Annotated in this window: 5 protein-coding genes; 2 read left to right on the top strand and 3 right to left on the bottom strand. The window is 34.8% G+C overall.

Annotated features, from left to right (window positions below; all coding sequences use genetic code 11):
- Positions 1-154 precede the first annotated feature (154 nt).
- Together Q0845_RS15870 and Q0845_RS15865 are read left to right on the top strand one after the other, a co-directional pair.
- On the top strand, positions 155-1,201 hold the full coding sequence (locus Q0845_RS15870; protein ID WP_298515192.1) for a sensor histidine kinase: 1,047 nt from the start codon (positions 155-157) through the stop codon (positions 1,199-1,201).
- Positions 1,198-1,881: a LytTR family DNA-binding domain-containing protein gene (locus Q0845_RS15865; protein WP_298515190.1), complete on the top strand. Its 684-nt coding sequence runs from the start codon at positions 1,198-1,200 to the stop codon at positions 1,879-1,881. The genes Q0845_RS15870 and Q0845_RS15865 overlap by 4 nt, the downstream gene beginning before the upstream one ends.
- Positions 1,882-2,148: 267 nt before the next feature.
- Here Q0845_RS15865 and Q0845_RS15860 read toward each other — a convergent pair whose 3' ends face one another.
- The 3 genes from Q0845_RS15860 to Q0845_RS15850 all read right to left on the bottom strand — a co-directional run bounded on the left by Q0845_RS15860 (position 2,149) and on the right by Q0845_RS15850 (position 12,246).
- The gene (locus Q0845_RS15860; protein ID WP_298515187.1) at positions 2,149-5,745 is read right to left on the bottom strand and encodes a S8 family serine peptidase; all 3,597 of its coding nucleotides are present in this window, start codon (positions 5,743-5,745) and stop codon (positions 2,149-2,151) included.
- A gap of 341 nt (positions 5,746-6,086) precedes the next feature.
- Positions 6,087-9,698 (bottom strand): S8 family serine peptidase, encoded by a 3,612-nt coding sequence (locus tag Q0845_RS15855; RefSeq protein ID WP_298515185.1) that lies wholly within the window; start codon positions 9,696-9,698, stop codon positions 6,087-6,089.
- Between the two features lie 517 nt (positions 9,699-10,215).
- Complete coding sequence (locus tag Q0845_RS15850) at positions 10,216-12,246, bottom strand: glutamine--tRNA ligase/YqeY domain fusion protein (RefSeq protein WP_298515183.1); 2,031 nt, start codon at positions 12,244-12,246, stop codon at positions 10,216-10,218.
- Positions 12,247-12,350: the final 104 nt, after the last annotated feature.

Below are 12,350 nucleotides of genomic sequence, written 5' to 3'. Positions count from 1 at the left end.
TCAAGCATTATTAAGATCAAAATACATTTTGATTGAAAATACCTAGCAAAGCTATCGAGATTCTAAGAAAATCTATATATAATATAGCACTGCTCGACTGCGCTCGAAGTGACAAATACTAACTTTATTAAAATTAATAGTTTCAAATAAAACCATGTCCAAAACAAAACTGTACATACTCATCTTCGCGCATCTGGCTTTTTGGGTGTTGAATTATTTGTATATCACTTCGGGAAATATAACCTGGATGGGATTTGACAATGTTTCAGGTACGATGCCTATTGTGTATAGTTATGGAATGTTTTTCAATGCACTTTTATGTTATATACAAGTTTTTTGGCTGGTTCCACGGTTCTTTATCAAACATAAAAAACTGGCATTTTGGAGTTATTCTTTGCTCTTTTTGTTAGGAATCACAGCTGTAGAGAGTTATTTAGATCTTTATGTTGCCTCAAGTTTTAACATGATTTATCCCGTAGCATCGTTTTCAATGATTCTATTTTCGGTATTTATCCAGAATTTGGGTTTTCATGTTTTGTATAGTGCTTTTGGGTTTTTGTATCGCTTTTTGTTTGAATATCGCAAGGCAGAACGCGCCAAACAAGAATTATTAAAAGAGACACATCAAACTGAATTAAAGTATTTAAAAGCACAGCTAAATCCACATTTTTTATTTAACGGAATCAACAGTGTGTATCATTTGATTGGAAGTAATAATACTTTGGCAAAAGATACCTTAGTTCAGTTTTCGGGTTTGTTGCGATATCAATTGTATGAAAGTAGTGAAGCGTTGATCAATTTAGAAAAAGAATTGGATTATGTGTCACAATACATTCGCTTAGAAGCAATTAGAAAAGGAGACGATATTTTATTAGAACATACAATCGATTATGAAAATGCTTCTTTAAAAATTGCACCATTACTGCTAACTCCTTTTATTGAGAATGCATTCAAACATATCAGTCATCATGATGAAGCTGAAAAAAATAGTATTGTGATTGACATCAAAGAATCGCAACAAAAAATACAATTGTTTGTAAAAAATACAACCGACTCTTCTATACAAAAATCAACGATTGGTGGCGTTGGTTTGCAAAATGTAACCCGAAGATTAGCGCTTTTGTATCCTAAAAAACATACATTGACAATTACAGAAGAAAACGATTGTTATCAGGTAAATTTAAGTATTGATATTTCATGAAGCTACTTAACTGCATTATTATTGACGATGAACCATTGGCTCGAAAAGGTTTGCAAACGTATTGCAACGATATTTCCTTTTTGAATGTTGTTGGTGTTTGTAAAAATGCACTGCAAGCAAATGATATATTACAGCAGCAAAAAGTAGATTTGCTTTTTTTAGATATTAATATGCCTATTGTATCTGGTTTAGATTGGTTGAAGAGTTTGACTTCTTCTCCACTCGTTGTCATGACTACGGCGTATCCTCAATATGCTTTAGAGAGTTTTTCTTATGAAGTGATTGATTATTTGGTAAAACCTATTTCGTTTGAACGTTTTTTACAAGCTGTGAATAAAGCGTATCGTTTGGCAAAAACAACAGAAGATGAATCGGTGTTTTTTGTAAAGAGTGACAAATCATTAAAAAAAATTAAGCTCCATGAAATTCTTTTTGTGGAAGCGATGCAGAATTATGTGAAAATTGTCACGATTTCTGAAACTGTTATTACACATTCAACCTTAAAACAATTACGAGACAATTTGCCTGAACAATTTTTTGTGCAAACTCATAAATCGTATTTAGTTTCTAAAGCACAAGTTTCAGAAATTACAGGAAATCAAATTTTGATAGGTGAACATAAAATTCCGATTAGTGTTCGACTAAAAAAGGAAGTTTTACAGCAAATTTTGAATTCGTAAACAAAAGTTTTACAAAATATACTGCCACTTCCCTATTTTCTATTTTTAGGTGGTTTTTACAGCAGTTCTTCCACAAGTAAACAAAGTAGTTTCAACTTTATTTTTTATGTGTTAAAACGCTTCTGAAAAGGTCGTTTTTAATAATTATTTTAGATACTTTTTTTAAAGTTTATCAATAAAATTTATAGGTGTTTTTGAAGCAAAAAAAATCCCGAGAATACAAATGATTCTCAGGATTTTTATAATGGTTGGATTGGTGTTTCTCTTTTAGTTTACAATCAACTTTTTCGTTACTGATTGGTTTCCTACTTTGACTTTTACAAAGTACAATCCTGTTCCGTATTGAGAAACATCTAAGTTTTGTGTTGCTCTTGCATTAAAACGTGTTTCTTCAATTTTTGTGATTGTTTGTCCAAGACTGTTCATCAATTCAATTTCATAGGTATTTCCTACTGAAGTATTGATCACAACATTTACATTGCTTTTTGCTGGATTTGGATACATAGAAATTGCTCTGTCCAAAGTATTTTCCTCTACAGATAATATACTTGTTATTACTCTGATATTATCAATATAAGTTGTGTTACCAAATCCGTTAACATGTGCAAATCGTAATAAAATATTATTCCCTACATATGCATCTAAACTAACGGCTTCTTCTCTCCAATCTGAAGCATCTGTTGGTTCAAATAGACTTGTTGCATTTGCAACTGTTGCTAAATCTGCTCCATCTTTAAAATAGATTTGTGTGAAGGTAGCTCCGCAATCTGTAGAAATATCAATCCGTAAATCATCTTGTCTAGTGGCATCGTATTGCGCTTTAGATAAATCGAACAATAACGTAGCATCTGGAACAGAAGTTAAATCAAAATATTCTGTTACTAACCAATCTTGTTGACCTAACGCATTATTATAATTGAATCCATTTATAAAAAGCGTTTGTGTAGGATTTCCATCAGCTCCAGTAATGTTTGATGCTGAAATCCAAGTCGTTGAATTATCAAAATTTGTAAGTGTCCAATCTTCAGGTATAGCATTTGTTGTTTCAAAATCTTCAAGGAAGTTGACAGCAGATCCACTCGAACGTGCATTAAAATTAAATACGCTCTCATCATTATTTACAAACTCATCATCTGCTAATGAAGTCCATACACGTAGTGCAGTATCACCATTTGTTGTTAAGGTTGCTGGAGTTGAAAATACATAGGTATCTGATGCTCCAGCAGCCAACGTACCTGTATATGTTTCGTTAACTATTGCCTCAGAGCCTACTTGATACGAAATTGTAAAGTTAGACTGTGCATCTGTACCATCATTCTCTATATCAGCAGAGATAATGATTGGATCTGTATTGCAAAGTTTATCAAAATCACTTTCTGTATTATTAATAGCTGTTACTGTTAAATCTTTGGCTAAAGGACAAGCAAATAATCCTCCATTTCCTTGGTTTACAGTTACAGCATTAGAACGAAGCGATTCCCATCCATTTCCTCCTTTAGCAGTTACTGATACCCATAAAGGATCTACTGGGTTTGGAACTACAATTGTGGCTGAAGTTGTAGTTGAAGTTCCTACCACTTCCATATATTTTTCTCCTAATATGTATACATCATACGAAGTTGCATCTGGAACAGCTGTCCAAATTATTGTTGTTTCATCAGGACATACTTGTGAAATACTCACTCCAGAAACTCTTCTTGCTGCAGAGAAAACAGCTGGAGACTGGTCAGTAAATGTACCATTAGTAATTCGTAGTAAACATTGTCCTGAAACTAAGTTGTTTGGAACATTCCAAGTATAGTTTCTTGATGATGGTGGTAATGTTGCTAAGTTTATCCAAGTAGTTCCATTATCTTCAGAAAGTTCTATTTGAGTATTGTTTACTGCATTTTTTGAATCCCAGTGAACAACAGTTGGAGATCCAGCAATTAATTTTTCACCTCCTATTGGGTATGTTAATGTAATTCCGTCGGTAATAATTTCATACACTATATAATATTTTTGAGGTCCCATAGGAACATTAAACCCTGCAATATTAATATCATAAGTTCCTGCTGCTGGATTTGAAACTACAACTTGTTCTACATTGTTTAAACGGTCAATACCAGTAGTTGCAGGTAAGTTTAAGAATGCAGCATTTGGTGTTGTATCTAAAACCCAAGGTTGGTGTGTTGTATTACTTGGATCGGTTACTACTAAATCTAAGTCATTTACTAATGCTGGTGAAGCTGCTGCTGCTGCTGCTGCATCGTGCCAATATACCATAAAACGTACTTCGCTTGTATTTGCTGGCACTGTAATAGAGTGATCATTACTTCCTCCTTGAGAAACTGTACCATCTAAATAACGTCCGTCTTCAATAAGCATTGCTGCTCTTAATCCATTTATCATTCCCCAACCAAAACTAAAGTCAGGTCCAACATTTCCATAGTCTGTTGCAGTATTTAGCATGGCAGCTTTGATTAATGCAGATTCTGGTAATGCGCCACCATTTAAAATAGTATATGCTTCGTATAACTGAGCTGCTACTCCAGCAATTCCTGGTGATGCTCCTGATGTACCACCAAATGATTGATAATTGTTATTTTCGTTTGTAGAAACTTGACCTTGTCCATGTGCAGTAATATCTGGTTTGATACGTCCATCAGCTGCTGGTCCTCTACTACTTGAACTTACTAACTGTCCGTTAAAAAATGTATTTGCTGTTGCAATCGTATTTTTCGATTCGTTAGCGCCTCCACCAATGTTTCCCCATCCTGCTCCTGCTCCATATCCGCAGTTATCATTTCCAAAGTTTCCAGCTGCAAATACGTGTAAAACTGTTAGGTTTGCTTCTACTTGTTGATCAACTGCTCTTCCTAAGCCATCATAACCATCATTACAACCTGTTCCGTAAGAGTTGTTGGTAATTTGTACATCTCCACTATTAATGAGCGTAACCGTTGGAATGTCCGAAAATGTAAGAGCAGCAGTATTCGTAATTGAATTGGTTGTGTAAAAATCACTTCCTACTGCCATTCCTCTATTTGTGGGATTCAAATTACCAGCTCCTGTCATAATTCCAGAAACTCCATCAGCATGTGTACCACCATCTGTTGTAATTGGGTTTTCAAGCCTTCCGTGAAAATCAATATGTGGTCCTACAACTCCATCATCACGAACTAAAAGTCCAATTCCTGCTCCTGTATAGTTTCTTCCTGTTGGTGTTTGTGTGTCCAAGTTTGAAGATCTGTGTAAGCTTCTACCTCTAATATCTGCAAGTACTGGCGGTGGTGAAATTAATTCTACCCATTTTATAAAAGACTTAGATACTACAGCATCCATTTGGTTTTGTGGAATAGCAACTTCTAAATAGTTATTATGGCTATCAATTCTTTTAACAACAACAGCGTTTATTTTAGAAAGCTCTCTTAATACATAACTCTTCTTAATGAAGTTATAATATTCTAACGTCACAATGACATTATTACCTTCCATCGCATGATCACCTATGTTATTTAGTTTAATGTCTGTTGATTTTTTAAAGTTGTTTTCTATTGGAATAATAGAAACAATTCCTGATTGTTGTAAATACGAAATTTGTGTATTTTCTGGAAAATATGCTAAATACGTTTGATCAGGGTAATACTCAATAAGTTTAAGATTTCTTTGTGCAAACTGATCTTGAATATCCTGCGTTGGTGTTTGGCTAAAATGAACCCAAGCAAAGTATCCATCATCAAATTTTGCGGTTTCTGGCATTGAATCCCAATTAAATGATGCTATATTGTTTGGCATTGTAATCACTTCATCTTGAAAGTATACCATATTTTGAGCAGATGCTACAGTACAATTCAAGAAGATTACTGCCATTAGTGTAAGCATGAAAGAGCATTGGAGACCCTTTCCTAGAGTAATTTTTTTCATAACAATTTTAATTAAATTTTGTGTTAGGTCTAAGCAATTTTTTACCCACTATCAACACTATTTTGATGGTAGTTTTTCGTAAAAATTCAATTAGTTTTTCAATATAATGATTTGTTTCTAAAAAAGTGTTAAGATTTTTCTGTGTATAAATGGTTTTATTTACCTCTTTTTTAGTGCTTTTATGATTAGATTTTTAAAAAAGTATCAACAAAGATTATAGGAGTTTTTGAACCAAAAAAAATCCCGAGAATACAAATAATTCTCAGGATTTTTATAATGGTTGGATTGGTGTTTCTCTTTTAGTTTACAATCAACTTTTTCGTTACTGATTGGTTTCCTACTTTGACTTTTACAAAGTACAATCCTGTTCCGTATTGAGAAACATCTAAGTTTTGTGTTGCTCTTGCATTAAAACGTGTTTCTTCAATTTTTGTGATTGTTTGTCCAAGACTGTTCATCAATTCAATTTCATATGTATTTCCTACTGAAGTATTGATTACGATATCTACATTACTTTTTGCTGGGTTTGGATACATTGCAATTGCTCTTGCTAATGTGTTTTCTCCAACAGATAAAGTACTTTGTAACTCAATATTATCAACAAATGTACTGTTACTGTAATCATTGATATTGGTAAATCTTACTAAGATATTTTCACCTACATAAGGAGTTAAGTCAATAACTTCATTTCTCCAGTCATTCATTGAACTTGGCGCCCAAGCTGCATTTGTATAAGGAACTGTCGCTAAGTCTAGTCCATCTTTAAAATATACTTGAGTAAATGTTGCTCCACAATCAATAGAAACTTCCACTCGTAAAGCATCATTATAAGTAGCGGACCATTGCGCTTTTGCAATATCAAATGTTAACTCTGCAGTACCGTTAAATACTAAGTCAAAATATTCTGTTGTAAATGCATCTTCCTCTCCTCTAGTAGTATAGTTTGCACCATCTATAAAAGCGGCAAGAGTTGTATTTCCATCAGCTCCTACAAGGTTCGCTCTTGCTTGCCATGTTCTTGCATCATCAGGATTGTCTAATACCCATCCTTGTGGTATTACTCCGTTTACATCGAATGGTTCAGCAAAGTCAAGTCCTGTTCCACTTACTACTGCAAAATAGTCTAATGTTTTCTCATCATTGTTTTCAAATTCATCTCCAGCTAAATCTGTCCAAACACGTAATGTATCGTTACCATTGGCTGTTAATGTAATTGGTGTAGTAAAGTTATACGTAGCAGAAGCTCCTGCTGCGATAGAAGCTGTATATGTTTCAGATACAACTGGCTCAGAACCTACTTGATATGAAACTGTAAAGTTTGATTGTGCATCTGTACCTTCATTTAATAAATCAACAGAAACAACAATTGGTCCTGTACTACAAATAGCTTCAAAATCGCTTGCTACATTGTTAATAGTAGTTACAGATAAATCATTTGCTAATGGACAGTTAAATAATCCGCTTCCTAAGAAGTTTACAGCGTTTGAACGCAATGATTCCCATCCGTTTCCACCTTTGGCGCTTACAGCTACCCAAATAGGCGCAAATGGATCTGGAATTGGAATTGTAGCAGAAGTTGTTGTTGAGTTTCCTACTACTTCCATGTATTTATCTCCTAATAAATATACATCATATGAAGTTGCATCAGCAACTGCACTCCAAGTTACAGTAGCTTCCGTTGGACATACTTGTGTAATATTTACACCTGAAACACGTCTTGCGATAGAAAACGTAGTAGATTGATCTGTTAAGACACCATTTGTAATTCTTACCAAACACTGTCCAGAAACTAAGCTACTAGGAATTGTCCATGTATAGTTAGTTGTCGCTGGTGGCAATGTAGCCATACTCGTCCAAGTATTTCCATTGTTTGTAGAGTATTCTAATTGGTGTGTGTTTACTGCATTATTAGCATCCCAGTGAATTACTGTTTGTGCTCCAGTGATTAACTTTTCACCTCCTATTGGATGAGTAAGTGTAATACCATCTGTAATGATTTCGTATACTATATAATATTTTTGAGGTCCCATAGGAACATTAAATCCTGCGATATTAATGTTGTACGTTCCAGCTGCTGGGTTAGTAATAGCAACTTGCTCTACATTGTTTAAGCGATCAGTTCCTGTGGTTGCAGGTGAGTTTAAGAATGCTGCATTTGGCGTAGGGTCTAATGTCCATGGTTGGTATGTTGCATTACTAGGATCTGTTACTACTAAATCTAAGTCATTTACCAATGCTGGTGAAGCTCCTGGCGCTGCTGGAGTATCATTCCAGTATACCATAAAACGAACTTCTCTTGTATTTGCTGGTACTGTAATAGAGTGGTCATTGCTTCCTCCTTGAGAAACAGTACTGTCAAAATAGCGTCCATCTTCAATTGTCATAGCCGCTCTTAGACCATTTACCATTCCCCAACCAAAACTATAGTCAGGTCCTACATTTCCGTAGTCATTTGCAGTATTTAATAAGATCGCTTTGATTAATGCTGATTCAGGGAAAGCTCCTCCGTTTAAACCTGCATATGCTTCATATAACTGAGCTGAAACTCCAGCAATTCCTGGCGCTGCTCCTGATGTACCACCAAAAGTTTGGTATGTATTATTTTCTGCGGTAGATATTTGGTTTTGTCCGTGTGCAGTAATGTCTGGCTTGATACGACCATCATGTGCAGGTCCACGACTACTAGATCCTGCTAATGAACCGTTAAAGAACGTATTTGCTGTAGCAATTACATTTTTACCTTGTTTGTGTCCTCCAGTAATATTTCCCCATCCTGGTCCTGCTCCATACCCAAAGTCTTGAGTTCCTGAGTTTCCAGCTGAGAATACGTGTAATACAGAAGGTAAATCTGTTGTTTGTTGGTCTACTGTTCTTGCACCAACTGTATATCCTGTGTTGTTTCCATCACTAAAAGAAGAGTTTGTGATTTGTACAGATCCGTTATTGATCAAATCTGTAGTAGCTCCATCTAAAAATGAAGGAACATAATCTACTGCATATACATCAGAACCTGCAGCCATTCCTCTATTGGTAGGATCTAAGTTTCCAGCTCCAGCCATAATTCCTCCAACTCCATCACCGTGTGTTGGTCCTGCTGAATTAGATGCTGAATTGTCAATTCTTCCTTGAAAGTCAATATGTGGTCCTACGATTCCGTCATCACGTACCATAACTCCAATTCCTGCTCCACTATAGTTTCTTCCTGTTGGTGTTTGTGTATCTAAGTTTGAAGATCTGTGAAGACTTCTTCCTCTTATATCTTCTGGTTCTGCTGGTGGCGCTACTAATTCAACCCATTTTACAAAAGGTTGTGACACTACAGCATTCATTTGAGAAGAAGGAATTGCTACTTTAAGAATGTTTCCTCCTTTATATTCTTCTTTGATAACTACTGAACTTATTTTCGTAAGTTCTGTTACCGCATAGTTTGAACTGATAAAATCATAGTATTCCAACATTACAATAATGTTGTTTCCTTCCATCGCATGACTACCAATGTCATTTAATTTTATTTGAGACGATTTTTTAAAGTCGTTCTCTACTGGAATGATAGAAGCAATTCCTGATTGTTGTAAGTACGAAATTTGTGTGTCTTCTGGAAAATACACTAAATATGTTTGATCTGGAAAATACTCAATAAGTTTTACGTTTCTTTCCGCAAACTGATCTTGAATAGCTTGTGTTGGCGTTTGGCTAAAATGTGCCCAAGCAAAATATCCATTGTTGTACTTTGCATTTTGCGGCATTGAATCCCAGCTAAATGATGCCATATTGTTTGGCATTGTAATAACTTCGCCTTGGAAATTCACTGTGTTTTGAGCCGATGAAATGTTGCAATTTAAAAAGATTGCTGCCATTAACAAAGGAATGAAAGAGCCTGCAAGACGCTTCCTGAGAGTAATTTTTTTCATGACAATTTTTAATTAAGTTTTGTATAGGGTCTATATTCTTTCTTCAAGTTATTAACACCCTTTTGGTGATAATTTTTTGTAAAAAATGCAATTAGCTCGCTAATATAATAATTAGTTTGCAAAAAAATGTTAACATTTTTGAGGATATAGCTGTTTTATCTGCGTCTTTTTTAGGTTTTTAGCAGCATAAATTTCCTTTGTACCTAGACTTTTTTCTTTGTGAAGCTGTATTATTTTTAACTAATAAATGATTTGAGATTCTTTTACAATACGTAATGTCTGATGTTATTGCTTATTTTTTATAGGTATCAAAGGCATTTGTACTTTATGAATAACTATATTTTCCTAAAAAACATGCGGTTCAAAAAATTCAGCAATCAAACTAAGATATCACATTACATCTGTGTTTTGTGATAATTTACTGGAGAATAGGAGTGGAGTGAAGAATTTCAATGAGGTATATAAAAAAAGACTGCACGTTTGTACAGTCTCTTTTAAATCTATATTGAATTATATGTTATAGTTGCTGTGCTTCTGCTACCAACAATTCATTTTTGTCATTCAATGCTTTTTCAATGAATTCATCAATGTTTGCATTGCGTTCTTGTCCATTTTTCAACAAAATACCCAAAGTAATCATGGCAGCAATTCGTGTTCCTGCTTTCTTCGCTGCTGTTGCAAACAAAGGTTCTAAATCTTCATACGCTACATTTGCCGCTAATGTTTGAATCTTTCCTTTAGCAATTTGCTGCTTTTCTTCTGGAAGATTGGTATACTTTTTACCCAATTGTTTGATTTCTTCAATTGGCGGGCGTTGGTGTTGTTGTTTTTGCTGTTTCGGTTGATTTTGTTGCGGCTTTGGCTTCTGTTTTGCCCAAGTATCACGCAAACCAACTGTTTTATTGAAAATTAATTTTTCAGCAGAAGTATCTTTATCAACACAGAAATATCCTAAACGTTGAAACTGAAAACGATCGCCAATTTTTGCTTCTTTTAAATACGGTTCAACAAAAGCATTTACTACATTTAATGAATTCGGATTGATGAATTCCATATAGTCTTTGTCTTTGTGATTTCCTGGCGCTTCATCAGAGAATAAACGATCGTATACACGAACCTCTGCTTGAACTGCATGTGCAATAGAAACCCAATGTAGTGTTCCTTTTACTTTACGCACACTAGCTTCTGTTCCGCTTCCGCTTAAACTATCGGTATCATATGTACAGTGAATTTCTGTAATGTTTCCATCTGCATCTTTTACTACATTTTCTCCTTTGATGATATATGCATTCTTAAGACGTACTTCCTTTCCTAGTGTCAGTCTGAAAAATTTGCTTCCAGCTTCTTCTTTAAAGTCTTCACGTTCAATATATAATTCTCTTGAGAAAGGTACTGTATGACTTCCTGCATTGGCATCTTCTGGATTGTTTTCTGCTTCTAACCATTCTTCTTTTCCTTCCGGATAGTTTGTAATGATCAGTTTTACTGGATTTAAGACTGCCATGACACGATTGGCCGTTTTGTTTAAATCTTCGCGAATGCAGAATTCTAATAGTGAAACATCAATAACATTTTCACGTTTGGCAACACCTACAGTTTCTACAAATTTTCTGATGGCAGCTGGCGTATAACCTCTTCTACGTAAGCCAGAAATTGTTGGCATTCGTGGATCGTCCCAACCAGAAACTATGTTTTCTTCTACCAATTTGAGTAATTTTCGTTTACTCATGATGGTGTAACTTAGATTTAAACGCGCAAATTCACGTTGTTTTGGTTGTAATGGATATTGACCTTTACTGTATTCAAAAACGTGCTCCTTGAACCAATCATAGAGCTTTCTATGTGGTTTAAATTCTAAGGAACATAAGGAATGTGAAATTTGTTCAATGTAATCACTTTCTCCATGTGTCCAATCATACATTGGGTAAATACACCATTCATCTCCAGTTCTATGATGATGTGCATATAAAATTCTGTACATCAACGGATCACGCATTAACATGTTTGGATCTTCCATATCAATTTTTGCACGCAATACATGTGTTCCTGCTTCAAATTCGCCATTTTTCATGCGTTGAAACAAGTCTAAATTTTCGGCTACACTTCGGTCTCTGTATGGACTATTGGTTCCCACTTCTGTTGGTGTTCCTTTTTGTTCCGCCATTTCTTCTGAAGATTGCGAATCTACATAGGCTTTTCCGTCTTTGATCAATTGAATGGTCCAATCATACAATTGTTGGAAATAGTCTGAAGAATAACATTCGTTTTCCCATTGATACCCAAGCCAAGATATATCGTGCTTTATAGCGTCTACATATTCTTGTTCTTCTTTGGCTGGATTGGTATCATCAAAACGAAGATTTACAGGTGCATTGTATTTTTCGCCCAAACCAAAACTAATACCAATAGCTTTGGTATGTCCAATGTGCAAATACCCATTTGGTTCTGGAGGAAATCGAAAACGCAGCTTGTCTTTTGACATTCCATTGGCCAAATCTTCTTCTATGATATGCTCAATAAAATTGAGTGATTTTGTTTCTTCAGACATTATTTTGTATTCAAATAAGTGTTAAAATAAACAGCAAAATTAAGCAATTCAAGCGAATATATATGAAAAACCTTTCTTGATATTTTGCAAGAAAGGTTCTTAAA

This window comes from uncultured Kordia sp., from assembly GCF_947489565.1.
Taxonomy (GTDB): domain Bacteria; phylum Bacteroidota; class Bacteroidia; order Flavobacteriales; family Flavobacteriaceae; genus Kordia.
The sequence above is the reverse complement of the archived record's forward strand: the minus strand, read 5'-3'. Positions and strand labels throughout refer to the sequence as shown.

Excerpts from the sequence above, each read along its gene's own strand:
- Q0845_RS15870 (WP_298515192.1), top strand. The coding sequence starts at position 155 with ATGTCCAAAACAAAACTGTACATACTCATCTTCGCGCATCTGGCTTTT.
- Q0845_RS15865 (WP_298515190.1), top strand. The coding sequence starts at position 1,198 with ATGAAGCTACTTAACTGCATTATTATTGACGATGAACCATTGGCTCGA.
- Q0845_RS15860 (WP_298515187.1), bottom strand. The coding sequence starts at position 5,745 with ATGCTTACACTAATGGCAGTAATCTTCTTGAATTGTACTGTAGCATCT.
- Q0845_RS15855 (WP_298515185.1), bottom strand. The coding sequence starts at position 9,698 with ATGAAAAAAATTACTCTCAGGAAGCGTCTTGCAGGCTCTTTCATTCCT.
- Q0845_RS15850 (WP_298515183.1), bottom strand. The coding sequence starts at position 12,246 with ATGTCTGAAGAAACAAAATCACTCAATTTTATTGAGCATATCATAGAA.